This is a genomic window from Bacillus sp. ILBB4, from assembly GCF_035064545.1.
GTDB lineage: Bacteria > Bacillota > Bacilli > Bacillales > Bacillaceae_H > Priestia.
In genome coordinates this window covers 60804-85643 of the sequence record NZ_JAIQVD010000003.1, presented here as the reverse complement: position 1 = coordinate 85643, position 24840 = coordinate 60804, and the positions used below count along the sequence as shown (strand labels likewise).

Annotated in this window: 28 protein-coding genes and 2 riboswitches; of the genes, 7 read left to right on the top strand and 21 right to left on the bottom strand. The window is 40.3% G+C overall.

Translation table 11 applies throughout. The features are described from left to right. Window positions 1-260: 260 nt before the first annotated feature. Window positions 261-470, bottom strand: coding sequence for a hypothetical protein (locus LAV82_RS12320; RefSeq protein WP_499716178.1), 210 nt, complete (start codon window positions 468-470; stop codon window positions 261-263). 52 nt (window positions 471-522) lie between these two features. Continuing rightward, a complete protein-coding gene (locus LAV82_RS12315) occupies window positions 523-1281 on the bottom strand; it encodes a DeoR/GlpR family DNA-binding transcription regulator (protein WP_013058217.1) in 759 nt (252 codons plus the stop codon). 164 nt (window positions 1282-1445) lie between these two features. Here LAV82_RS12315 and LAV82_RS12310 point away from each other — a divergent pair, with 164 nt between their 5' ends. Then, window positions 1446-2321: a Cof-type HAD-IIB family hydrolase gene (locus LAV82_RS12310; protein WP_499716177.1), complete on the top strand. Its 876-nt coding sequence runs from the start codon at window positions 1446-1448 to the stop codon at window positions 2319-2321. Between the two features lie 28 nt (window positions 2322-2349). Here LAV82_RS12310 and LAV82_RS12305 read toward each other — a convergent pair whose 3' ends face one another. Then, window positions 2350-2580 (bottom strand): YczI family protein, encoded by a 231-nt coding sequence (locus tag LAV82_RS12305; RefSeq protein ID WP_013058219.1) that lies wholly within the window; start codon window positions 2578-2580, stop codon window positions 2350-2352. A gap of 11 nt (window positions 2581-2591) precedes the next feature. Beyond that, window positions 2592-3557: a 2-hydroxyacid dehydrogenase gene (locus LAV82_RS12300; RefSeq protein WP_013058220.1), complete on the bottom strand. Its 966-nt coding sequence runs from the start codon at window positions 3555-3557 to the stop codon at window positions 2592-2594. Between the two features lie 126 nt (window positions 3558-3683). Between LAV82_RS12300 and LAV82_RS12295 the strand changes: the two genes are divergently transcribed. Together LAV82_RS12295 and LAV82_RS12290 are read left to right on the top strand one after the other, a co-directional pair. Next, the gene (locus LAV82_RS12295) at window positions 3684-4172 is read left to right on the top strand and encodes a DUF2500 domain-containing protein (protein WP_499716176.1); all 489 of its coding nucleotides are present in this window, start codon (window positions 3684-3686) and stop codon (window positions 4170-4172) included. Window positions 4173-4601: 429 nt separating this feature from the next. After that, window positions 4602-5042: a DUF5391 family protein gene (locus LAV82_RS12290; protein ID WP_211077672.1), complete on the top strand. Its 441-nt coding sequence runs from the start codon at window positions 4602-4604 to the stop codon at window positions 5040-5042. A gap of 273 nt (window positions 5043-5315) precedes the next feature. Here LAV82_RS12290 and LAV82_RS12285 read toward each other — a convergent pair whose 3' ends face one another. Further along, window positions 5316-5927: a transglutaminase-like domain-containing protein gene (locus LAV82_RS12285; RefSeq protein WP_499716175.1), complete on the bottom strand. Its 612-nt coding sequence runs from the start codon at window positions 5925-5927 to the stop codon at window positions 5316-5318. 137 nt (window positions 5928-6064) lie between these two features. On the opposite strand from LAV82_RS12285, the gene LAV82_RS12280 reads away from it, so the two are divergent. Together LAV82_RS12280 and LAV82_RS12275 are read left to right on the top strand one after the other, a co-directional pair. Then, entirely contained in the window at window positions 6065-6697 is a 633-nt protein-coding gene (locus LAV82_RS12280) for a LysE family translocator (RefSeq protein ID WP_499716531.1), read from the top strand. A gap of 166 nt (window positions 6698-6863) precedes the next feature. Then, a complete protein-coding gene (locus tag LAV82_RS12275) occupies window positions 6864-7004 on the top strand; it encodes a hypothetical protein (protein WP_013058226.1) in 141 nt (46 codons plus the stop codon). A 99-nt stretch (window positions 7005-7103) separates the two neighbouring features. On the opposite strand, the gene LAV82_RS12270 is transcribed toward LAV82_RS12275, so the two are convergent. From LAV82_RS12270 to LAV82_RS12215, 12 genes are all read right to left on the bottom strand, one after another. Further along, entirely contained in the window at window positions 7104-7517 is a 414-nt protein-coding gene (locus LAV82_RS12270) for a DUF5301 domain-containing protein (protein ID WP_499716174.1), read from the bottom strand. A gap of 32 nt (window positions 7518-7549) precedes the next feature. Further along, on the bottom strand, window positions 7550-7714 hold the full coding sequence (locus tag LAV82_RS12265) for a hypothetical protein (protein ID WP_013058228.1): 165 nt from the start codon (window positions 7712-7714) through the stop codon (window positions 7550-7552). Window positions 7715-7875: 161 nt separating this feature from the next. After that, complete coding sequence (locus tag LAV82_RS12260; RefSeq protein WP_013058229.1) at window positions 7876-8076, bottom strand: helix-turn-helix transcriptional regulator; 201 nt, start codon at window positions 8074-8076, stop codon at window positions 7876-7878. Between the two features lie 187 nt (window positions 8077-8263). Next, complete coding sequence (locus LAV82_RS12255; RefSeq protein WP_255255966.1) at window positions 8264-8398, bottom strand: hypothetical protein; 135 nt, start codon at window positions 8396-8398, stop codon at window positions 8264-8266. Between the two features lie 180 nt (window positions 8399-8578). Beyond that, window positions 8579-9079 (bottom strand): GNAT family N-acetyltransferase, encoded by a 501-nt coding sequence (locus tag LAV82_RS12250; protein WP_013058230.1) that lies wholly within the window; start codon window positions 9077-9079, stop codon window positions 8579-8581. Between the two features lie 144 nt (window positions 9080-9223). Continuing rightward, the gene (locus LAV82_RS12245) at window positions 9224-9841 is read right to left on the bottom strand and encodes an acetate uptake transporter (RefSeq protein WP_499716172.1); all 618 of its coding nucleotides are present in this window, start codon (window positions 9839-9841) and stop codon (window positions 9224-9226) included. A 142-nt stretch (window positions 9842-9983) separates the two neighbouring features. Next, a complete protein-coding gene (gene metE, locus LAV82_RS12240; RefSeq protein ID WP_499716171.1) occupies window positions 9984-12278 on the bottom strand; it encodes a 5-methyltetrahydropteroyltriglutamate--homocysteine S-methyltransferase in 2295 nt (764 codons plus the stop codon). Between the two features lie 150 nt (window positions 12279-12428). Then, window positions 12429-12617, bottom strand: a riboswitch (cobalamin riboswitch). Between the two features lie 79 nt (window positions 12618-12696). Then, window positions 12697-12807: riboswitch (SAM riboswitch) on the bottom strand. Window positions 12808-12887: 80 nt separating this feature from the next. Next, complete coding sequence (locus LAV82_RS12235; RefSeq protein WP_057273687.1) at window positions 12888-13139, bottom strand: hypothetical protein; 252 nt, start codon at window positions 13137-13139, stop codon at window positions 12888-12890. Window positions 13140-13661: 522 nt separating this feature from the next. Further along, on the bottom strand, window positions 13662-15041 hold the full coding sequence (locus LAV82_RS12230) for a sugar porter family MFS transporter (RefSeq protein ID WP_499716170.1): 1380 nt from the start codon (window positions 15039-15041) through the stop codon (window positions 13662-13664). Between the two features lie 147 nt (window positions 15042-15188). Beyond that, window positions 15189-16613, bottom strand: a complete 1425-nt coding sequence (araA, locus tag LAV82_RS12225) for an L-arabinose isomerase (protein ID WP_013058236.1) — start codon at window positions 16611-16613, stop codon at window positions 15189-15191. Between the two features lie 29 nt (window positions 16614-16642). Continuing rightward, window positions 16643-17341 (bottom strand): L-ribulose-5-phosphate 4-epimerase, encoded by a 699-nt coding sequence (locus tag LAV82_RS12220; protein ID WP_013058237.1) that lies wholly within the window; start codon window positions 17339-17341, stop codon window positions 16643-16645. Next, window positions 17335-18966, bottom strand: coding sequence for a xylulokinase (locus LAV82_RS12215; protein WP_499716168.1), 1632 nt, complete (start codon window positions 18964-18966; stop codon window positions 17335-17337). The genes LAV82_RS12220 and LAV82_RS12215 overlap by 7 nt, the downstream gene beginning before the upstream one ends. A gap of 338 nt (window positions 18967-19304) precedes the next feature. Here LAV82_RS12215 and LAV82_RS12210 point away from each other — a divergent pair, with 338 nt between their 5' ends. Then, on the top strand, window positions 19305-20411 hold the full coding sequence (locus LAV82_RS12210; RefSeq protein ID WP_499716167.1) for a GntR family transcriptional regulator: 1107 nt from the start codon (window positions 19305-19307) through the stop codon (window positions 20409-20411). Window positions 20412-20501: 90 nt separating this feature from the next. On the opposite strand, the gene LAV82_RS12205 is transcribed toward LAV82_RS12210, so the two are convergent. After that, the gene (locus tag LAV82_RS12205; RefSeq protein WP_499716166.1) at window positions 20502-21485 is read right to left on the bottom strand and encodes an HD domain-containing protein; all 984 of its coding nucleotides are present in this window, start codon (window positions 21483-21485) and stop codon (window positions 20502-20504) included. A gap of 240 nt (window positions 21486-21725) precedes the next feature. On the opposite strand from LAV82_RS12205, the gene LAV82_RS12200 reads away from it, so the two are divergent. Beyond that, window positions 21726-22106 carry a FixH family protein gene (locus LAV82_RS12200; protein WP_499716164.1) on the top strand — a complete coding sequence of 127 codons (381 nt, stop codon included), beginning with the start codon at window positions 21726-21728 and terminating at the stop codon, window positions 22104-22106. Between the two features lie 45 nt (window positions 22107-22151). Here LAV82_RS12200 and LAV82_RS12195 read toward each other — a convergent pair whose 3' ends face one another. From LAV82_RS12195 to LAV82_RS12185, 3 genes are all read right to left on the bottom strand, one after another. Then, on the bottom strand, window positions 22152-22529 hold the full coding sequence (locus tag LAV82_RS12195; RefSeq protein WP_053487569.1) for a hypothetical protein: 378 nt from the start codon (window positions 22527-22529) through the stop codon (window positions 22152-22154). A gap of 72 nt (window positions 22530-22601) precedes the next feature. Further along, entirely contained in the window at window positions 22602-22943 is a 342-nt protein-coding gene (locus tag LAV82_RS12190; RefSeq protein ID WP_041816597.1) for a hypothetical protein, read from the bottom strand. A 527-nt stretch (window positions 22944-23470) separates the two neighbouring features. After that, complete coding sequence (locus LAV82_RS12185; RefSeq protein ID WP_372585234.1) at window positions 23471-24838, bottom strand: nucleoside recognition domain-containing protein; 1368 nt, start codon at window positions 24836-24838, stop codon at window positions 23471-23473. Window positions 24839-24840: the final 2 nt, after the last annotated feature.

Genomic DNA, 24840 nt, shown 5'->3' with positions numbered 1-24840 from the left:
GTATTTTAGTCAAAGGAAAATCCGAACGAGTTTGATTCTTGATTGAGAATCAAATTTGTTCGGATTTTTATTAGTATAGTGAACGTTCATATATGTAGCGGCTTCTAGCTGTTGATTGAAGGGCAAGACGAAGACTCCTGCGGAAAGCGAAGTCTTGCACCGAAATCAACAGCGCTGTAACAAGCGAACATACTAGATCATTTATCCAATTTGTTCGCCTTTAGGTTATATTGATTTAGTTAGTTATGTCTCAACCTTTTTCATTTTCCCGCTAGTGCCCCTAAAACGCCAAGAATGATTGCCGCTGCAGGTCCTACAATGAATAGTCCAATTAAAATCGATCGTATGGCTTCCCATAATGACCGCAAAGGACTTTGCTTAGACTCTGCTTTTTCCATTCTTTCCTCTAGGTGTTCGACTCTTTGCTGAAGCTTCGCTAATTCCTGCGTAACATCTATTTGTTCGCTCATCGCTCAAGCTCCTTTTTACTCTACATCACCATATACTTCCTTACTAAAACTACTATTTATTTGTGATTACTTCAATGCCGATTTCGCGGTAAGCATTTAACACGGTTTCGTTCACATGCTCTTCTGTAATGAGCCAATCTAGCGAGTTGGCTGAGCTGAACGTGTACGTTGACGATGTATTGAGTTTTTTAGCTGTTACAATAGCCGCTACTTCACTCGCGCTTTTTATCATTTGACTTTTAATGTGCATTTCTTCAAGCAAAGGAATGCTCATCCCGATTTTAGGATCGATTGCGTATACGCCTAAAAAACAAAGATCCGCTCGAATTTGTTTAAGCGTATCAACCACGCTTTGTCCTACCGTGACCATCGATTCTTTTCGAAACGTTCCTCCAAGAGAAACAACTTCTACAAATTCATGTTCCGCTAGTGCAACGGTAATTAACGGACTGTTTGTAATAACCGTAACGTTTAAATTTTTTGGAAAAGCTTTGACGAGCTGAATATTTGTTGTACTTCCGTCCATCAAGAGCACCTGCCCGTCTTTAATTAACGGAAGCGCCGCAACTGCAAGTGAATGCTTAACATCCATCAATTCACGTTTTCGCTCTTTGTAATCAACGGCAGACGTGGAACGCGGAAGCGCTCCTCCGTGTACACGCTGCAGCAGACCAAGCGCGTCCATTTCCCGCAGGTCTCTGCGGATTGTATCTTCTGAAACATTCAGCGTTTGGCTAAGCGTCGTAGCTACAATGCGCCCTTCTTTTTCAAGCAAATTCATAATTTGTTTGCGTCTTTCTTGTTTTAACATTGCTTGTTCACCTGTTTTCTTTCTGCTTTTTACTTTATTATACTTGTTTCTTTTGTAAAAACAATGTAAAAACGCTTGATTATCAGTGTTTTTTCGTTTATTGTAGGATAAACAAGATAAAACACGCAAAAACAAGTAATAATAGTCAAAGGGAGAGATAGTTTATGAAGATGATTTTTACAGATTTAGATGGAACTCTTTTAAATAGCAGCAGTGAAATTAGCACAATTAATGCAGAAGCAATTAAAAAAGCGCAAACACACGGAGTTGAAGTCGTGGTTGCTACAGGGCGCGCTTATTTCGACGTGCAGGAAATTTTAAAAAAAGCTGAGCTTTCAAACCTTTGGGTGATTGCCGCAAACGGAGCGACTATTCATGACCCGAACGGACAGCTTAGACATTCTGTTCCAATTGATGCCCATCACGTAAAAGAAGCGCTTCAGTGGCTGGATGCAAACGAATTTTATTATGAAGTGTTTGCAGAGCATGCGATTTATACACCAAACTCAGGCCGAGAGCTGCTCACCATTGAAATTGACCGGGTAAAAAGCGCCAATAAAAACGTGGACGAAGAAAGACTTCATCACGCTGCTGCTAAGCAATACAGCCAAACGGGATTTGCCTTTGTTGCATCGTATGAAGATATTTTAAATACAAACGCTGAGCTTTATAACGTATTAGCTTTTTCATTTGATGATAAAAAACGAAAAAAAGGCTGGGATCACTTTAGCAAGCAGCATGACATGACCCTTGTCTCTTCCGCTGATCACAACTTTGAACTCGAACACAAAGACGCCTCAAAAGGAAACGCATTAACATACGTGGTAAAAGAGCTTGGCGGCTCTCTTCATGATACCATTGCCATTGGAGACAGCTTTAACGACGTATCGATGCTGCAAACGGCTGGAAAAGGAATCGCTATGGCAAATGCGCACGCGGAAATTAAAGCACTAGCTGATGATGTTACATTAACAAACGATGAAAACGGAGTAGCTTCCGTTATTGAAAAAGTGTTAGAAACGCAGCTAAAAGCACATTAAAAAAACGCTTGGCAAATGCCAAGCGTTTTTAACTGATCATGCGGTAAATACCGACAAACCAGCTAAACAGCGCAACTAAAAGCAACAGCCACGCGCTGGTTTTCTTTCTTTTTTGCCACTCGATTGCTCCTAAAACTAGCATGGTAAACCCGAGCAGTATATTTAAAAACGAAAGGAACTGGTAACTGTGAGTGAGCATGATATAAAGAGCCAGTCCAACAGTAATAATTGAAAGAATAAGCTGTAATGCTTTTAACAAAAAATCTCTCCTTACTTGTAATTCACTTCTTCATTCACACACGTCACTAAAGGCTTTTTTTCAAGACCTAAAAGCAGGTTCTGAACGGCTAAATCTGCCATGCGATTGCGCGTTTCGTACGTAGCACTTCCAATATGCGGTGTTACCAGCACGTTTGAAAGCTGCAGCAGCTTATGATCTGCCGGAAGCGGCTCTGGGTCTGTTACGTCTAGTGCAGCATATGCAATTTCTTCATTTTTCAGCGCTTCGTAAAGTGCTTCAGTGTTCACTAATCCTCCGCGCGCTGCGTTTACAAAATACGCGCTGCTTTTCATTGCTTTAAATTCCTCTTCTCCAAACATGCCTTTGCTTTCATTTGAAAGCGGCACTAGGCATACGATACAGTCAGCTGTGTGAAGCAGTTCTTCAAACGAAAGGTATACGGCATCAAGCTCTTTTTCTGCTTCATGCTTGCGGCTTCGGTTGTGGTAAACGATGTTCATCCCCGATGCCTTTGCTCGTCTGGCAACGGCGCTTCCGATATCGCCCATTCCAACAATACCAAGCGTTTTTCCAAATAAATCGACGCCAAATACCGTTTCCCAGTTTCCTTGTTTCACTTTTTCATAGCCTTCATGAATGCGGCGAGCTGCTGACAGCAAGAGACCAAACGTTAAGTCAGCCGTTGCTTCTACTAACACGCCTGGCGTATTACTAAACGGCACGCCTTTTTTGGTGCATGCTTCGACATCTACACTGTCATACCCTACGCCTGATTGAGAAATAACGCGCAGGTTCGGTGCTGCTTCTAACAGCTCTTCGTCCACTGTGATGTGGCCGATATTAAAAAAGCCGTCAGCGTCACGAAGCCAGTCGCGCAGCGTTTCTTGTGGAATCTTTCCTTCTCCTTCCCACATTTGAATATCGCAGTGCTCCGCTAGCTTCTCGTAAGCATTTGGCCACGTTTTTCCAGACATAACAACTTTATATTTCCCCATGTGTATCTCTCCTTTTCCTTGTTCACTCATATGTATGAATAGTAACTAGCTATCCTATCATAAGACTACTATAAAGATGAAACTTTTTCCATTCAGTAATCGTATTTATAGTAAGAGGGAATACGAATGTTTGAAGATGAAATGATATTTGAAGATGACCCGTCCGGAGATGACATTGTTTTTGAAGGTGATGTGCCCGATGACGTAAGCGGAGGCGCTTTTTTTCCAGATGACGCGTTATTTAACGGAATGCCTACGTTTGTGATGCTATTTTTTGTTATAGTTATTGGTATTTTTCTATTTTCTATTTTTAAAGGAATCAGCACGTGGAGTAAAAATGAGCAGTCTCCCCGTCTCTCCGTAAAAGCAAAAGTTACGGGCAAACAGACAAACGTCCACCGTCATGGCGGTCACGCTCACGAACATCATCACTCTCACACGTCTACAACCTACTACGTAACCTTTCAGTTTGAAAGCACCGACCGCTCTGAATTTACTGTTTCAGGCCGCGAATACGGCATGTTTGCAGAAGGCGACGAAGGAATGCTGACGTTTCAAGGAACTCGTTTTTTGGATTTTCAAAGGAATCCAAGTGAAGAACATACAGATGCTTAGCTTATGACCTCTTGCTTTTAGAGGTCTTTTTTACTGTAATGGAGCATTCATATAGCCAATGACCTATTTGTGCCCTTTTTACACTGTAGAAGAACGTTAATCCATATAAAAACATACCGTGTAACACATTCATTTAAGCAGGCAGGTGATTTTATGTATTCTCCTTATTCAGGCAGCGGCCTCTACTACGGACATTACGGCGAAGCCCCTCATTCGCATCCTATTCAAACAATACTGGCGCAATACTGGCACGAAACCCACTATCCAGGTCCACACAAAAAATATGTACACGTGTATTATCTTAACCCGGCTTCTCTTCATTATTATCCAACCTATCAAAGGTTTTTGTAAAAAAGTGGTTTTTTAATTGAGTCTTTTTTTGTAAAATTAATCCATATGCTTATTTATTGGAAAGGAGGTTAAAAAACAGTGCGTAATTCTACAGCAAAAAATAGTGTGATAGTCACCACTTTGCTTTCCGCCCTATTTTTCTGCTTCATTTTGGTTCTTGGTTCGCTTTCTCCTCTAGCAGATTCAGGCCCCAACGTTAATACGTTCGGCTCAACAGGGCTGTGGTTATCTCTTGGCATGGTTCTGTTTTTATATTTGTTGCCTTTAGCTTTTTATCTGATAGGAATGCATTTTTTAAAATTTGTCATGTCTGCTTTTTGCAGCATCGGACTTTTAATCGCTGCTAGTACTCTATTACTGATGCCGGCCCTGTTTTTATTCCGATTAGAAGATTTCTCAGGAAACTTATCTTCAATTATAGGAATAATGATTTCTTGTTTAGGTTTGCTGATTACGAATATTGTGTGGTTTGTTGCTGCGTTTAAAAGACCGTCAGCCACCGTGCAGGAAAGCGTTTAAAATGGTGAAGAGGTTGAGGTATCTAAGTCCATTTTGCCTAAAGACGAACAAATTGGAGAGGTGAGGTGAGGTGAACTGCTTGTTACACCGCTGTTGATTTCCGTGCAAGACTTCGCTTTCCGCGGGCGGCCGGTGAGCCTCCTCGTAGCTTCCGCTTTTCCCGCAGGAGTCTTCGTCTTGCCCTCCAATCACCAGCTAGAAGCACCTATATTATAAAAAATCCATCTCGTTTGAATCTTCTTTTAACTACACTACTTTTGTTCCACCCTCTTTTTATAGCTCAGTAGGCAAGTGGTGTAAATACATATCCAGGCAGTCTTCATGCTGAGACAACACGTCCATTGTTTCTTTATGAGGTTTTGTATAAATAAGTGAATAATCCACTTCCCCCCGTGCAGAATTCGCTGTAAAAGCTAATTTTTCTTTTTTTAGCGAAAAATCCGCCTGCACTCCTTCTTTATTTCCTCTTGCGTCTAATCGAATCCACCTCTTTTCGATTTTGATATAGACAGCATTTAACGCATGAATACAGTAGCCTGTGTCTATTGTATCTCCAAGTATCAGTCTTTGATAACAAAAGCCTGTTGGAATCCCTTCTGCATGCAGCAAAGCGGCTAATAGATTACACTTGCTGTAACAAATTCCTTCCTTTTCTTTTAAAGCCTCTGAAGCGGTTTTCGTGATGATTCTGCTTTGAATATCCCAGGAATGAGATACTTCATCTCTCACAAACTCATATGCTTTTTTTATGTACTCTAGGGAAGAATGAGGCAAGCCGCTTTTGAGTTTACGTACCTTTTGTTGAATCAAAGGATGTGTAAAGTTCACCTCTAGAAGTTCTTGCGTATAGTCTTCTTTTTCCAACGATTCACAAATTAATTTCATTTACTTTTTCCTCCTCTTATATTTACCGTATGTTTTTTATACATAACATTGAATTTTATTACATATTTTCATATAATGAAATACCCCTTAAACGGAAAATAATAGTAGATACAAGATTGAAAGAGGTTTTGTTTTTGGTGACGTTATTTTTAACAAATGTACTGCTAGGCCTTTCGATTGCCCTTCCCGTTGGCACGGTGACAATTGAAATGACAAAGCAAGGTTTAAAAAACGGTTTTCTTCACGGATGGGTTGTTGGACTCGGAGGAATGACGGTTGATTTATTATTAATTGTGCTTCTTTACTCTGGACTGGCTTCTTTTTTATCGGCTCCTTTTATACAGCTTATCATGTGGCTTATAGGAGCGCTTTTTTTATTTTATATTGGCTATGACAGCATTAGACATGCCGACCATGATATAACGTCTCCTGGAGAGCACGTAAAAAAGTCGTTTGCATCTTCCTATATGAACGGGATCTTTGTTGCGATTTCTCCTAGCAATCTCATTTTTTGGCTCAGCGTGTTTGGAACGGTGCTGACTAATTCGCTTCAATCCTCTCATTCTTTTCATTTCCTGCTGATTGCTGCCGGAATATTAACAGGGATTTTAATTCATGACCTAGGCTTAATGACGATTGTCTCTGGAACTAGAAAAGTGCTGAATCAGCTTTATATTAAATGGGTTTCTATTGCGGCAGGATGTGTCTTAATTGGTTTTTCATGCTATTTTCTTTATCGTTTCATTGGGAATCTGCGCATGTACTTTTAATGTTTCTACATATTTTATGACTTGCTATATCCCCTCTCTATCTAGTATAGAGAGGGAATTTTTATAATCTATCAGGGACTATCAGACAAAAAGTTCACAATTTCGTCACATTTCTATTGATTTTTTTCTCTTTTTATACGAAAATATAAAAAAGGGAGGAAATATCATGAAAATCAAAAAAGCACTTCGCATCTTTATTGGATCAAACGTTCTTGTATTATTAACATTCGGCCTTCTTCCAGCACTATTGGTTAACCCTGATATTGACCTAATACAATCATTTATTAATTATATAGGCAAGGATTAATTCCGCTTTAAGTAGTCATAATTTTCAATCTATTATTTTTATAAAAAAAGACAGCGCAGGCTGTCTTTTTTAGTAGGCTTGAAAAAGCTTATTTCACGTTTATTTAGTTGAAAACAGCTTTTTAACATCTACTTTTTGATCTTTAACAATCGTATATGTCGCCTGCTTTTTATCTTCAAAGTTAAATGCTTTTATGTAATCATCATCGTAAATCGTTAAGCCGTACGCATCTTTTCCGTTTTCAACGATTTTTACCCAGTAAGCCTGGTCAAACTTTGGGTCGAGCTCCTTGCTTTTTTTCACTTCTACTTTTGCCAAAGAATGTACGATTTGCTTTATCTCTTTTTTATCATCTACTACACGTTTTCCTTCGTCCGTATCTATTTCAATACGCGTAACGTTTGCTTCATCTACTTTTATGACGTCTTTTAACTGATAGGCTTTCCCGGTATATGTAAAATAAAATACGATGACAAATAAAAGTGCAGCTATAATAATCGTTCTTTTTTTCAAAAAGGAACCTCCTTTTCCACATCACGCTGCATTCACGTGATACACCTTTTTATTCCTCCTGTTCCGCAGCCCTTTAGTACAATGCTGCTTCCTACAAGTAAACTATACGTTAATCCCGGAACAGGAAGTACTAACGTTACCATCAACAGTAACATGCCCGTACTTGTAAGAGCTACTCCGGCAGCTCGATTTTTCATTCATTTCACCACCGTTGCTCTGTAAATCTCTTTTTATAAAGTGATAGAAGTAATATTGATCTACTATTTACTTATGTGCTTTTAGCTTATAGTACAGAAATGTCAAAACTTCTACTAGTAAGATCGCTACTTCACATTACCTTCTCTTTTTAACTAACTCATCATGATTTATGAAATAAAAACAGCTCATCTACTGTTGCTCCCAGCTCTGCAGCCAGTTGAAAAGCAAGGGTCAAGCTTGGATCATACTTATTGTTTTCAATTGCATTAATCGTTTGTCTCGATACGCCGCATACTTTTGCCAATTCATCTTGAGACATTCGTTTGCTTTTACGCAGTTCTTTAATTCGATTTTCCACCATTCATCACTCATCTCTAAAATGTAAAAAACTTTTTACATCCATATCTTATATTATCTTCCTTGTTACTGTCAAATATATTTGACAAATCAATGTCTCTTACCTACCTAAAAAAGAGATTGAAATATAACGAGATTAATCCAATCTAAAGACGAAAAAATGGGAGAAATGATTGAGTATGAATCGCTTGTTACACCGCTCTTGATTTCCGTGCAAGGCTTCGCTTTCCGCGGGCGGCCGCTGAGCCTCCTCGTCGCTTTCGCTCCTGCGGGGTCTCATCTGTGCCGCTTTTCCCGCAGGAGTCTTCGCCTTGCCCTCCAATCAACCGCTAGAAGCAACGAAATAGATCAAACACATGTTCATCCTCTCAATAAAAAAAGCCGTACTTATTCATGTAAATACCATCTTTACTTTTACATATTTACAATAACTACACAGAAATTAATATAAAAAAGCACAAACTCCTTAAAAGAAGCTTGTGCTTTTTTATTTCATTGTCTGTTTGTTAAAGCTCCTTACTCATATTAAACCACTGCACGCCTGCATGCTGGGACTCCGCTACTCCTTGATTCACATATCCGTTTTTTTCGTAAAACGGAATCAATTCTTCTTTACATGTTAAGGTAACCGTTAAGCGCTGTTTGTTCCGCGCTTGTTTTTCAAATTCTCTTAACAGCATACTGGCAATTCCTTTGTGATGATGCTTGGGATTTACAACGATACCCAAAATACTTTGATGACCGCCTGTCTCAGGGTTCGAAATCGTTTTTTCAAACAAATCATCCGTAATAAACGGAGCTGAAATGACGGGACCGTTCACATATCCGATTATTTCTTCATTTTCTTGGGCGATGATAAACGTATCAGGAATGGTGTTGATCCGCGTGATGAATGCGTCTTTTGAGGCAGCTTCTTCAGGTGTAAAGCCTTTGTTTTCTAACGTAATTAATTGGTTTAAATCTTTTTCATCCACTTGTCTTATAATCATTGAAACGTTTCCTTTCATTATGTATTTCTCTTTTTTCTCTAAAAGCTTCTATTACATATAACTATCTCTTTCTACTATATATAAAAATGCCCAAACAAAAAAGGATTGACCTCTGCATCATACAGAATTCAATCCTACTTCGCTTTTTAATTAACGTCTTGATTATTTAATAAATGCACCAAACGGCTTGCCCACCGGAAGCACAACTCGACCGTAGTGAGTATTTAATACAGCCGCTGCAGATCCATAGAATGAAAACAGAGCAATTAATAGCTCTGAAACTGCTGCTAGTAAGTGCGTGTATTCATATGCCACACCAAATGTACTTAGCGATAATCCAATGAATAAGAAATCGATTAACACAAAAATAATAAATAATACTTTATGAGTGCCCATTGCTCCAACTGTCATAAAAACGCTGAAAATCAAGTAGCCGACAAAAGCAAATCCGAGCTGCTTCGGATCCGCTTCTTTTGCGAGCGCTTCCCCAAATGCTCCAAGCTGAATAAGCCATGTCATAGCTACACCTAGCCAAAATAACCCGAAGGCACCAAAAGCAGTTGCGCCGAAGGTATTATTATGTTTGAAATCTTGCATAGACGCGATTAACTGCCCTATCCCGCCTAAAAAAATCGCCCATGGCAATACCAATGAAACACCATCGGTTACCCCAAGCTTTTGAAACGATGCAACAAGTGTCACCATGGCAAGTCCGAATAGACCTAGCGCTGATGGATCCGCTGTTACAATTTTAACGTGCTGCGTGCTGTTGTTACTCATGTTGTACCTCCCTGATTTTAAAAACACCTTTAAAAAGATACAAAAATGTAGGGGAAGTGTCAATGGATATTTTTGGCCTTTTAAAATCCCATAAGAACAAGCAGTGTAGCGGTTACACTGCTTGTTCTTTAATTTCTTATCATTAAACGTTTTGTAATAAATTTTGTCTGGTTTGTTTTGCGGACTCAACCATGACTTTTAAAGCTTCAACCGTCTCGCTGATTCCTCTTGTTTTAAGGCCGCAGTCGGGATTAATCCAAAATAATGCAGGATCAAGTACCTGCAGAGCGCGGTCAATGTTTCGCTGAAGCTCTTCAAGCTTCGGTACGCGCGGACTGTGGATATCATACACGCCAAGTCCGATTCCTTGATTGTACGTATGTTTTTCAAACGCATAAATTAATTCACCGTGGCTTTTAGACGTTTCAATGGAAATCACGTCGGCATCAAGCGCTTTGATGGCATCAATAATCTCTTCGAATTCTGAATAGCACATATGCGTGTGAATTTGCGTCTCGTTTTGCACCGATACCGTGGCTAGTTTAAATGCATACACCGCAGCATTTAAGTAGCTGTCCCAGTTTTCTCGTTTTAACGGCAATCCTTCACGCAGTGCCGGTTCATCTACTTGAATCATTGAAATGCCCTGACTTTCAAGTGCTTCTACTTCTTTTCTAAGAGCAAGCGCAATTTGATTTGCCACGTCGTAGCACGGGATATCATCACGCACAAACGACCAATTTAAAATCGTAATCGGACCCGTCAGCATTCCTTTAACCGGCTTATTTGTTAGAGACTGTGCGTAGACCGTTTCTTTGATCGTCATCGCCTGCTCATACGATACATCTCCGTAAATAAGCGGCGGCTTCACGCAGCGAGAACCGTAAGATTGCACCCAGCCAAACTTCGTAAACTGAAAGCCTCCTAATTTCTCACCGAAGTATTCGACCATGTCCGTACGCTCAAACTCTCCGTGCACAAGGACATCTAAGCCGATGTCTTCTTGAATTTCAATCCATTTTTTTATTTCCTCGTTAATGTACGCTTCATATGCTTCATCGCTTAACTCGCCTTTACGCCATTTTAAACGCTCTTTTCGCACTTCTTTTGTTTGCGGAAAGCTTCCAATCGTTGTCGTTGGAAGAAGCGGCAGTTGAAACGCTTCTTGCTGAACGCGTTGACGTACGTCAAACGGCGCTTGTCGCGCTGCTTTATAGCTGTGCAGCTGCTTCAGCTCTTTTTGCACGTCTTGATGATTTCGAAAAGATGAACCATTTAATGCTTGAATCGCCTGTTTGCTTACGTTTATTTCTTCTTCTATCGACTCTTTTCCTTGCTGCACTGCTTTTGTTAAAAGCGTGATTTCCTTTAGCTTTTCATCTGCAAAAGAGAGCGCATTTTTTAATACTGGATCAATGGTTTCTTCATTTTTCACCGTGACAGGAACATGTAATAAACTTGATGAAGGCTGCAGAATCAAACGGTCTTTTGATACGGCTTCTTCAATTTCACTAAGCGTTAAAAGCTGTTCGTCCAAATTTTCACGCCAAATGTTGCGTCCGTCAATCACTCCCGCAGCCAGCACTTTATCAGTTGGAAAACCATATTTATTAAGCGCAGTGAGATTTTCGCCTCGGTCATGCACAAAGTCTAAACCGATTCCTTCAACAGGAAGAGACACAACTTCTTTGTAGTGATCAACGCAGTCAAAATACGTTTGTAAAATGACTTTTACATTCGGTGCCGCTTCCTTCAAAGTTTGATAGACTTCTGTGTAAAGCGCCAGGTCTTCTTTTGATAGCGTTGTAGATAAAATTGGCTCATCTATCTGCACCCACTCTACTCCTTCTGCCTGCAGCTCCGCTAAGATAGTTGCATAAAGCGGAACAAACTGTTCAACTACTTCTTTAAACTCACTTTTTTTATATCCTTTTGACAGCTTCACAAATGTTACTGGACCTAGAATCACGGGCTTGCCTTCAATATTCAGCTTTTCTTTTGCTTCTTTGTAAAACTGAAGCGGGCGATTTTCTACAAGTGCCGGCGTACATTCCTCAAGCTCCGGTACGATGTAGTGATAATTTGTGTTAAACCATTTTGTCATCGTAGAGGCTACCGCACCTTTTGTTCCTCGGGCGATGTCAAAATACGTTTCAAGCGATACCGGTCCTCCGTCATACTCAAAGCGCTTTGGCACTAGACCGAACATAACAGCTGTATCTAACACGTGGTCGTATAAACTGAAATCGCCGACTGGAATTAATTCAATTCCTGCGTCACGCTGTTTTTTCAGATGCCCTAGACGAAGAGCTTCAATTTCCTGAAGAAAGATATCTTTCTCCAGCTTTCCTGCCCAAAACTGCTCAAGCGCTTTTTTCCACTCTCGTTTTTCACCAATTCTTGGATAACCTAAGTTTGAACTTTTTACACTGCTCATTTTTTCCACTCCCTGTATATTTTTTTATCGGTAAACTAAAAAATCTCCCTTTTCGAAATGAAAAGAGAGATAATACGCATACTTAACTAGAGTTGAGACAGCCTGTTTTTCTCAACACGTATTCCTCACTCCTCTCTATATCCCGTAGAGCTTAAGTGCATACAACAGGCAGGTCTCCTGACTTAGGTTCATCGCTTCCTATCCCTTCCCATTTCAACATGAAACAGTGGTTAATAGTTTGCTCCCCATTACAGTGGCGGGACCGCGCCGGCTTTTCACCGGTCTTCCCTTTTAAGCTGCGTACATTCGTTACACAGCACCTGATGCATTTTTATAAAATTGTCCATTCAAAACATATTCACATAAAATAAAAAGCCTCTCTATCACGAATAGAGAGGCATAGTATCTATGAAATCCTCTCTTATTTTTCAAAGCTGTACGCTTTGCAGGATGTAGCACCTTTTCAACAAGAATGTTAAATGGTTGCCGGGCTTCACAGGGCCAGTCCCTCCGCCTCTCTCAATAAGAGTTTTAATTGTTTATAATATTTTGAATGTAGAGTCATCTTAACACCTTAGATTTATGTTGTCAAAAGAAATTTCAAAAAAATTAGTTTTTAGGAGGCGTTGACGCTAATTTTTGCCTTAACAATTTGTAATCGTCTTTTCGGTGCGTTTCAATTAAATCTTTGGCTCCTTGGTGATATCCTGACGAATAAATATACTCTACCGCTGTTTCGATAAGCTTTCTTTTTTCTTCGGCACACTCCCGGTCCATTAAGGGGAACAGTCTACCTAAAAGGTCATTTAAATCTTCCTTGATAAAACGATCAAGTCCTTCTTGCATTTTTTCGTTTGCCATGATTGCTCCTCCATTTGCTGTGTATGTTCTAAGCCTCTATAAACAGGCATTTCACTGTAAATTTTAAGATAAAGTTAAGTCATTAAACAGTATATCAAGTGAATGTTTTTCTTCAATTACATATGTAATACAAATATATGACAAATATAGAGAATATATCATCACTCATTATCTATTATAACGTTTGACTGAGCCTTCTGCTACAAGGTTTCGTTAAGAGTTATGTACGGTTTTCCAAAAGAGGTTGAGACATAACGAAGTGAACCCATTCTAAAGGCAAATGGGATACATGAGCTGAATCGCTTGTGACACCGTCGTTGATTTCCGTACAAGACTTCGCTTTCCGCGGGAGTCTTCGTGTTGTCCTCCAGTCACCTGTTAGAAAGACCTATACACATGAAACCTACATTTACCCTCACAAAAAAACGAACCACTAATCAAACACTTTGATTAGTGGTTCGTTTTTCACTTCAGCTAAAATACTTTTATCTCAGCACCTTACATTTAAAACATTTACGACAATTAAACATATTTATTACGCTCAACTGGACTTACAGAATTTCTTCCAGAACGAGCTGCCATGTCCGTTTCAATTTGCTCTAGGCTGCGTCCTTTTGTTTCAACAACTACAAAACGTATGAAGAATAAACCGAGAATGCAAATGATCCCGAACGTTGAAAAGATAACACCCAAACTAAACTGATCAGCTAAAATAGGAAACACAAGCCCTACTGCAAGCGATCCCGTCCAGTTAAAAGCAGATGAAATCCCAGCACCGATTCCGCGTACAGAAAGCGGGAAAATTTCTCCTACAATGATCCACGTAAGCGGCGCCCAAGAAAACGCATAGCAAAGGATAAAGCAGCAAAGAGCAATTAACGTAACCCAGTTTACGACGACTTCATTAACGCCTAATGCTCCTAGAATAGCCGGTGTGAAAAATGAAAGAGCCATACCCGCGCCGCCAATCGTAAGAATGGTACGGCGGTTGAATCTATCAACAAACTGCAGAAAAATAAGTGTTGTCACAACGAAGATTACCCCAACGATGACCGTAAAACCAGCAGCTACCTGCGGCGCTAAACCAACTTGACGAGCAATGCTTGTTGCATAATAAACAATTGAGTTTGAGCCTTGAATCTGCTGAAAAGTTGCCATTCCGACACCGATAATTAAAGCTAAACGAAACTTTTTATGAAACAGCTGTTTGATGCCTGATTGTTCATGAACAGCTACGCTTTCAATTTCAGACACTTCAGCTTCCACTTCAGCTGTTGACCGGCGAAGCGTACGCAGCACTTCACGCGCTTTATCTGCCATTCTGTTTTTAATTAAGTAGCGAGGCGACTCTGGAAGCTTGATCATACCGATGCATAAGACGATCGCAAAAATACCGGCGCTGCCAAGCATTAATCGCCAGCTGTTTGGAACCGGCTCAAAAATAAAGGCTACGATATAGCTTAATAATAATCCAATTACAATCATTAGCTGATTTAAACCTGAAAGCTTCCCGCGAATATTAGCAGGTGCGATTTCTGACATATAGGCAGGAACTAACGAAGAAGCCGTTCCTACTGCTGTACCTAAAAAGACGCGCGCAATCGTTAACGTAATTTCCTCTGGTGCAATCGCTGAACCGATGGAGCCTAAAAGAAAGATGATAGACGAAATTAAAATTAACTTTCTTCGTCCAAACTTATCTCCTAATAATCCGCTTAAAATGGAACCGATAATTGCTCCTCCCATTAGCGACGAAACCACAATCCCCAGCCAGAGCGGACTTAAATGAAACGCTTCACGGATATGACTTTCTGCACCAGCAATAATCCCAATATCATAACCGAATAAAATACCGGCAAATGAGCCGAAGAAGAAGATAAACTTACTTGATACTTTACTCATGATTATATATCCCCTTTGTATTGTCTTAGTTTTGCTTCCTACCACACTTATTTAAAACGCTTTCATTTGTTTCTAAAAACGGCGTTCTTTTACTGACGCTATATTTTCACTTCCAAGGAAGCAGTGCTCCCTCAGAAGTAGTGGTGCTTACTTAATAATGACGTACTCTAGATCAACAAGCTTTGCATAGCTCACGATTTGATCGGTCGTTAAATTTAATGAAAGTACCGTATGATGGCCGCCTCCGTTTTCAATCCACGCTTTAACGCCGTCTTGGAAGTTCGGCTTAATGTTCCAAAGCACGCGCGCTACCGGAAGATTTGGAGCTGGAACTTCCGGCTCAAATGCCGATACTTCGTTAATTAACAGCTTGTAATGCGTGCCGAAGTCAGCCATGGAAACCACTACGCCTTCTCCTTGCTTACCGTCAAACACTAAGCGGGCCGGATCTTCGCGGTTGCCGATGCCTAGCGGAGAAACGATTAGTTTTGGCTTATTTACCGCTAGCGTCGGGTCTACTTCAAGCATGTGTGATTGCAGCACAGACTCACGTCCAGGTGCTAATTCATACGTGTAGTCTTCCATAAAGCCCGTTGACTGATTGTGGCTCATTACTTTGAGCAGGCGGTCAAGCGCCGCTGTTTTCCAGTCTCCTTCACCAGCAAAGCCGTAGCCCTGTGCCATCAAGCGCTGGACAGCTAGACCAGGAAGCTGTTTCATACCGTATAGATCTTCAAAGTTAGTCGTAAAAGCGCTGTAGCCGCCTTCATCTAGAAAACGTTTAATCGCAATTTCATAGCTTGCCTGTACTTTTACGCTAGACTCCCATTCTTCTGCAGAATAATCACCGTAGACAAATTCGTACGCGTCGGCATATTCAGCAAACAAATCATTGATTTCTTCTTCCGTAACGGCATTTACATATTGAACAAGGTCACCGATTCCAAAGTAGTCAACCGTCCAGCCAAATTGAATTTGCGCTTCAATTTTGTCTCCTTCCGTTACTCCGACGTTGCGCATATTGTCGCCGAAACGCGCGACTTTAATGTTGAAGCTTTCGTTATAAGCAGCGGCTACGTCCATCCATTGTGCAATTTGCTGCTGTACTTGGGGGCGCTCCCAGTAGCCTACTACAATTTTATTTTGCTTGTTCAAACGCGCGTTGATAAAACCGTATTCTCGATCACCGTGAGCGGATTGATTCAAGTTCATAAAATCCATATCAATCGTTTCCCAAGGAATGCTTTCGTTAAATTGTGTCGCCAAATGAAGCAGCGGTTTTTGCAGTAACTTGGTACCGCGAATCCACATTTTTGCAGGCGAGAACGTATGCATCCACGTGATTACACCGGCAACTTCATCTCGGTAATTCACTTCTTTCATCATGCTTGTAATTGTATCAGCACTCACAGCTAAATCTTGCAGAACAATCGGATAAGGCAAGACACCGCTTTCATTTAAAGCATCAGTCATCGTTTGCGCGTGTGCTTTTACTTCTGCTAGTGCTTCTTTTCCGTAAAGATGCTGTGAACCAACAATAAACCAAAATTCTTTTTGAGCTGTTTTTAACATGATAATCCCCTTTTCTGTATGTAAGTCTTTTATTGTCCTTGCCCGTAATACGCGTTTTGTCCGTGTTTTCGTAAATAATGTTTGTCTAATATACGCTGCGGCAGCTCTTCAGCCAGTCCGTTTAATTTTTGTGTAAAGAAATTCATTTTGGATACTTCGTCTAGTACGACGCTGTTCATTACCGCCGATTTGGCATCTTTTCCCCACGTAAACGGCCCGTGTCCTTGAAGTAAAATGCCAGGAACCGCTAGCACATCTAAGCCGCGCTCTTCAAACGTTTCGATAATCACTTTGCCCGTTTCCACTTCATATCCGTCATTCACTTCTTTTTCTGTCAAAAAGCGCGCGCACGGTACGGAACCATAGAAGGTATCGGCATGAGTCGTTCCCATTGCCTGCACATCAAGTCCTGCTTGAGCCCAAATGGTCGCCCACGTTGAATGCGTATGGGCAATACCGCCGATTTGCGGGTAATGTTTATAGAGTACGGCATGCGTCAGCGTATCCGATGACGGATTAAGCTCCCCTTCTACCACGCGGCCATCTAAATCAACGACTACCATGTCTTGCGCCGTCATTTTCTCGTACGTCACACCGCTTGGTTTAATCACAAACAAACCGCTGTCTCGATCAATGGCACTTACATTTCCCCACGTGTACTTAACCAGTCCGTGTTTTGGCAAATCGACGTTTGCTTGAAATACTTCTTCTTTTAATTTATCTAGCACACTAATTCCTCCCGTTCTTCGCTGTGGTGCTCTGCAGCTGCTTTTTCAATCACTAGCCCTTTTTTATATCTTTTAATAAATGCTTCAAACCCTTTTACATCGAGTTCGTCAGGATAAATTTCTTGTGCGGTTACTTCTTTAAAGACTTTATCATCCAAGAAATCTTCTAAACTTTCATTCTCATTTTTATTAAGCATATAAGAAGAAAGAATAGCCATTCCCCACGCGCCGCCTTCTCCAGCTGTGTCCATGACGGAAACCGGGGTATTAATTGCCGCTGCCATCATTTTTTGACCAACTACCGGCGTTTTAAATAATCCTCCGTGCGCTAAAATACTGTGAATCTTTACGTTTTCTTCTTTGATTAAAAGATCCATCCCTATTTTTAAAGCGCCAAAAGCTGTAAAAAGATGCGTTCGTATAAAGTTTGCTAGATTAAAATTACTTTTTGCTGAACGGACAAATAGCGGACGTCCACTTTCTACTCCGGTAATATTTTCACCTGAGAAATAGCCGTAGCTAAGCAAGCCTCCTCCATCAGGATCAGCTTCTAGCGCTTTATTTAACATCACTTCGAATAATTTATCCGACTCTACTTTTTGTCCCATCGCCTCCGAAAATTCGCGAAATAATCCGAGCCAGGCGTTTAAGTCGCTTGAGCAGTTATTCGCATGGACCATTCCAACTGGACTGCCGTTTGGCGTAGTAACCAAATCAATTTCCGGATAAACGTTTGAAAGCTTTTTATCTAGTACAATCATCGCAAAAACGGACGTTCCTACTGAAACATTTCCCGTGCGTTTTCTTACGCTGTTTGTCGCCACCATTCCCGTTCCCGCATCTCCTTCTGGAGGACAAAATGGAATTCCCGGCTGCAAATTTTTTGATTGATCTAAAATACTAGCCCCAATGGCTGTTAATGTACCTGCTTGCTCGCCTGAAGTATGGACTGCAGGCAGAATATCTGATAGTTGCCACGGATACCCTTTATGAGAAATAAGATCATCAAACTGCTTCATCATCGCTTCACTGTAATTTTGCGTGCGTTCATCAATTGGAAACATTCCTGAAGCATCTCCAATGCCAAGCGCCTTACTGCCTGTCAGCAGCCAGTGAATATAGCCGGCTAGCGTTGTCATGTAATCAATGCGCGGCAGATGTTTTTCTTGATTGATGATTGCCTGATAAAGATGCGCAATACTCCATCGTTCAGGAATATTAAATTGGAAATGTTCAGTTAATTCTTTTGCTGCTGCGCTTGTTGTTGCATTACGCCACGTTCGAAACGGAACTAGCAGCTCACCCGTTTTATCAAATGCCATATATCCGTGCATCATAGCTGAAACGCCGATGGAGCCAACTGTTCGAATCGTGATCCCGTAGCTTCGTTCCACTTCTTGCTTCATTTCACGGTAAGCACTTTGCAGACCTGTAATAATATCGAGTAAGTTGTACGTCCAAAAACCGTCTTCTAAGAGATTTTCCCATTCATAACTGCCTGATGCGATCGTTTCAAAGTTTTCATCAATCAGCACCGCTTTAATACGAGTAGATCCAAGTTCAATTCCAAGGGACGTTTTCCCTTTAGCAATTGCTTGCTTTATGCTTTCTTGAGTTGTTTTCACGTTTAATCTCCTTTCTGATAGCTATAAAGATACCTATAGCAGTAAGGAAGCGTTTTCCGTTTTATGTAACGCTGTTTGAATTTGTTAACAACTTAAGTATATTTATTTGTACGTACATTTGTCAATATAAAAATTATATATGCACACAAATATTCAAAACACCCTACTATTTCCTTCTCAAACTTTTAAAAGATCGGTATCCAACCCTTAAATCATTCTCCTTTCGATTAAAAATCAAGGAAATCTTTTCATTTATTCACGTTCATGATAAAATATGTCCATACAAATTTTATCCATAAAAAAAGTTGAATGTATACAACTACGAAAGAAGTGAAAACATGAAGCCAAAATATCAGGTGATCATTGAGGATATAAAAAGCAAAATTCTTTCAGGCGATTACAGCATGGACGAACAAATCCCTACTGAATCGGTTATGCAAGAAACGTATGGTGTCAGCAGACATACGGTTCGAAAAGCCATTTTAGAGCTGTCGAATGAAGGTTTTTTAAGAAGTGAAAAAGGCTCTGGCACCTATGTGAGCAATCAGTATCAATCCAAATCTAGCGGGGCTTCTGCCAACAAAACAATCGGCGTAATTACCACGTATATTTCCGACTATATTTTCCCTTCTATTATTCGCGGAATTGAAAGCAGATTAAATAAAGATAATTATTCGCTGCTGCTGGCGAGCACGAATAATGATGTAGAACAAGAAAAAAAAGCGTTGGAAATGATGCTTTCCTACGGAGTAGACGGTCTAATTGTTGAGCCTACAAAAAGTAATTTGTACAATCCAAACATCTCGTATTATTTATCATTCAAAGAACAAGACGTTCCATTTACGATGATTAACGCCTACTACGAAGAATTGGACGTTCCGTTTTTTTGTCTAGACGACGTTCAGTCAAGCTACCTTGCCACAAATGAATTAATTTCAAAAGGTCATACACAAATTGGACTCATCGCAAAAATGGATGACCTGCAAGGAAAGTACCGAATGAAAGGCTACATAAAAGCGCTTGGTGAAGCAAAGCTCCGCTTTCAGCCTGAGCATATTTTGTCTTTTAACACCGAAACAAAGCTTGATTTGTACGCTAATTTAAAGACGTTTCTTACTGAAAATCAAGACGAAATGACGGCTCTTGTCTGCTATAACGATGAAGTCGGATTAGAAGTTGTAAATGTATGCAGACAGCTTGGCATTTCTATTCCGGACAAGTTGTCAATTATTGGTCAAGACAATTCGTACATCGCTAAAAATGCGACGATTAATTTAACAACTTTAACCCATCCGCAGGAACAAATGGGACACGACGCGGCGGATTGGATTATTAAAAAGCTGCAGGGCAAAAAAGAGTTACCAACCGAAACCTACTATCAGCCTGTATTAGTTGAAGGTGAAACGATTAAAGAGTTAAATGCGAAGCGTGATGAAGTTCGTTAAGAGAAGGCTTCCTTAGAGGTCTATAAAACTTCTTATGAGAGAAAGGGATGCACATTATTATGCATCCCTTTCTTTATGTACTGATTCCCTTTATAACGGAGCCTGAATGCTGAGATATACTCCTTTTTCTATCTTTTGTTTTGCTTCTTCTATTACTCTTTTAGCGGTAAGTGATAACTGAGATACAGGAACCGCCCCATCTGAACCAATAACAAGAGGATCAACCCAGCGCATTTTTGTCGTTTGGTGAACATCATGACAAGACGCTGTTCCTTTTTGTACTTTGCTGTTAAAAAGAGCAGATAACACCCCTTCAATGCTGCTATCTCCAGCATTTTTCAGCAACCGAACCACATCGTCATCCTGCTTTAAAAAATCTTCTATAGATAAAATATCTTTTTGCAAAGCGAGCTTGATAATTTTCGTCAGCTGATAGTTGCCAAACATATTAAGCGGATTCATAAAAAAGCCAATTACTTCTCTATAATAAGCATCCACAAACCATTCTGCGGCTGATAAATTACTGCATGCCATTTGTCCATTAAATACGACAAGCTGATCCAAAAATGTATGCACTTCTTGTAAAGTAATCTCCCCGCATACGTACAAATCCCGCAGCGTATAATCCACGCGGTCAGCGCATAAGTGCGGAGCGTTCTGTTCGAGCAGCGTCCATTGGCTTTCATCAAGTAAGATATCTTGCCAGTTTAAACCGGCTCTCTTTAAAATAGGAGGAATAGACGACTGGGCCACAATTTGTTGGTAAATTGTTTCATGATAATTTTCTTCTTTTTGTTCCAAAACATAGTCAATCACATGAGAAAATGCCGTATGTGAAACGTCATGTAATAAAGCCGCTATTTGCTCTTCCAAAGAGCCTCCTAATCTGTTGACAAGCATCATCGTACCAATGGAATGATCATATCGAGTAGTATTCCAGTTTTCATTTACAAACCGGCTCGCTCCGCCTTGGTAAATTCCTTTTAAACGCTGTACGGGACCACTTTGAATGAGTTCTAAAAGAACGCCGTCTATTTCAAATTTTCCGTACAGCTCATCATAAAGTATGAGCATATTTCTCTCTCCTTTTCCTAGCTTATTATGTTTAATCCTAAACGTATGGCACAATGCTGTAAAGCACCCCTTCTCGCGTTGTAATAGCAAATTATTTTTTGCAACAAAATGTTCAATTTCCTTGGCGTCACAATCGTAAAAAATCACTCATTGGGATGATTTTATTTTATGACTTCAGTGATAAAGTTTTATAGAGAAATTTATTTACTAATAGAAGGTAAGATAAAAAAGGAGATATTTATGAAAAAGCTTAGCATGCTGCTGCTCGTTTTAGTCATTGCCGTGGTAGGCTGTTCAAAAGGAAATGAGCAACAGTTACAGGAAGTAAAAGGAACAATTGAAGTGCCGCAAACTATTAAAGCAAACGAAAAAACATCTATTAACGTACTCGTTACACAAGGAGATAAAAAAATCGAAAATGCAGACGCCGTACAGATTCAAGTTGAAAAAGAAGGCTATATTAACCAGGAAATGATCGATGCCAAACATCAGGATAACGGCGCATACAGTACGGACTATACGTTCAAAGACGACGGCGAATATACGATTACCGCTCATGTGACGATAAAAGGCGACATGAAAATGTTTACGAAAAAAGTGACGGTTGGCGAGAAAAAGTAAATAGCCTATCAAAAAGCGACCTCTGCTTGTCAAAGGTCGCTTTTATTATTTCTTTGATTCTTTAATACGGTCAAGATACTGCTTCGCATGAAGCAGACCAAGATTTTTTTCTTTTCGTATGTATTTAATAGCCTGCACATCACTTCGGCCATTCATAACCATCAAATTGACTCTGTTTTCAAAAGCCTCGTCTTTCTCTATTTCTAGCTGCTTCCACTCTTCATCTAAATCACGTTTAGGTGTTTTGAGCAGGAATATCACTAGTATAACAAGAACGCTACTTGTGGTGATATAAAGCCAAAGCCAATCGAGAAACCAGCTGTTAATCACATTCACTATTATCAGAATGGTGAAACAAGAGTATAGCCTTGTTTGATACTTATTAGCTTTTTTTGAATCTATTTTATTAAAAAATATCCCCACCGTCAGCCTCCTTTTAGCATTTCATTGGCGCTTTTTTCTATTAATCTCTCATGGTGCAAACAGCAGCGTTTTTTACCTAATGATGATGCTTTCGGTTGTACCCTCGCTTGTCTGATAGCTTCCTGAACTGTTGCTGCCAATCACTTGTATGCTGCCGTAATTACGATAATCTTTGTCCAAAGAATGAGAGGTTTGTAGTTGTTTTAACTCCGTTCCCTCTAAAATAAAGTAAGGGCCGTCATAACTCGTATTCTCGTACTCACCGGAAGAATGAAGGTGCGTGTACGCATAGCGACTAGTTGTAAAGAAATGCTGGTTGTTAAGGGTTTCTACCTTCAAAAAGAACTCATCTGCGGTCATTAATCGGTCGTATTGAGCAGGCTTTCGATCAACTTTGTCACTTGTAACCGTCAACCGATCCTCTCCTTTGTCTTCACATAAAAAACAAGAGCTGTAATCTAGCATTGTATATGAGTTATCATCAGAAGGATCTATCACTGTAAACCGCATAGAAGATATGTTTTGATCCCTATCTAGCGTCAAACAAAAATCTTCTATTTTTGCTTTGTGCTGTGACAGCTGCTGTTCTTTTCGAAATGATTCCCAGCTTTTGCTTACTTCTCCAGACTTCAGCTCATCTCTTGTAAATAGAAGCGTTTGTTTTGTACCTTTATAAACGACATTTACAATACTGAACTGAGAATAAGGAGAGCAAGGATTGCCAGCCAGCAGATGGTTTCTATGACCTTGTTTTTCACCATAGTTGTTCTTCCCCAGAAGTTACATGTATGTGCATCATGAACGAAGCACATATCATACAAATTACCATTTCCCCTAAAAAATATCAATTAATCTTACATTATAAAACTAAAAATCTAGTTAATTAACAACTCATAAAAAAAGCAGGGCTCTTCTCAAAGCCCTGCACTTTTATTTCATATTTAAATAAGGTTAAACGCTTTTACCACTTGAGCAACCGTAAACGTAACGCCAATCGCAATCACTGTTGGTATTGCAAAAGCAAGAAACGTCCACTTTGCATTTTTGGTTTCTTTATAAATATTCACAAGCGTCGTTCCGCACGGAAAATGCAGGAGTGAAAACAACATCATGTTAAGAGCCGTTAGCCACGTCCAGTGGTGATCAAGGAAAATTTGTTTCAGTCGAGTCGCATCTTCAATTTCAATTAATGAGCCCGTTGATAAATACGCCATCAGTAGAACCGGTACAACAATTTCATTAGCCGGCAAGCCAATGATAAAAGCAGCTAGTATATACCCGTCTAGTCCTAGCGACTTAGCAAATGGGTCAAGAAACTGAACAAAGTGCATTAAAATACTTGTGTCACCGATATAAATGTTGGCCAATACCCACGTTAACACCGCTGCGGGTGCTGCAACAATAATCGCGCGTTTTAACACGAACAGCGATTTATCCAGCGTCGCGCGTACAATTGTATCTACAAATTTTGGCTTGCGGTAAGGCGGAAGCTCTAGCGTATAGTGTGTCGGAACTCCGCGCAGCGCTGTTTTAGACAGTGCCCACGATACAAACAGCGTCACCACGATTCCAAATAACACCGTTCCAACCACAACAAGCGCCGTTACGAAAGTTTTAGCACTCCCTGTAAAGCCTGTTGCCATAAATAAAGAAGCTAACAAAATCAGCGTAGGCCACCTGCCGTTACATGGAACAAAATTATTTGTTAAGATCGCCATCATACGTTCACGAGGCGATTCAATAATACGCGTTGACATAATGGCTGCGGCGTTACATCCAAACCCCATCGCCATCGTCAGCGACTGCTTGCCGTGTGCGCCTGCTCGTTTGAACAAACGATCCATATTAAACGCTACGCGAGGCAAATATCCGTAGTTTTCTAAAAGAGCAAAAACCGGGAAAAAGATGGCCATCGGAGGCAGCATCACGCTAATCACCCATCCGGTACCGCGAAACAGCCCTAATACAAGAATTCCGTGCAGCCATTCTGGCGCATGCATAGCTTGAAAGAAAGCTGTTAAATACCCTTCGGCCCAGCCAAATCCTTGTGCGATTAATCCAGAAGGAACATTTGCGCCGGCTATTGTGATATAAAAGATGACCGATAAAATACCAAGCATAATCGGAAAGCCCCAAATTGGCGAGGTAAAGACTTTATCTAACTTTTCTGTACGCTGAAGCTTTGAGCGGTCTTCGTACACAACTGATTTTTTACATATTTGCTTTGACGACTGATAAATACTTGCGACCATATTGGAACGATGATCTTTTTCTTTTGCCTGCTGCGCATAGCGAGTTAATTGTTCCATCG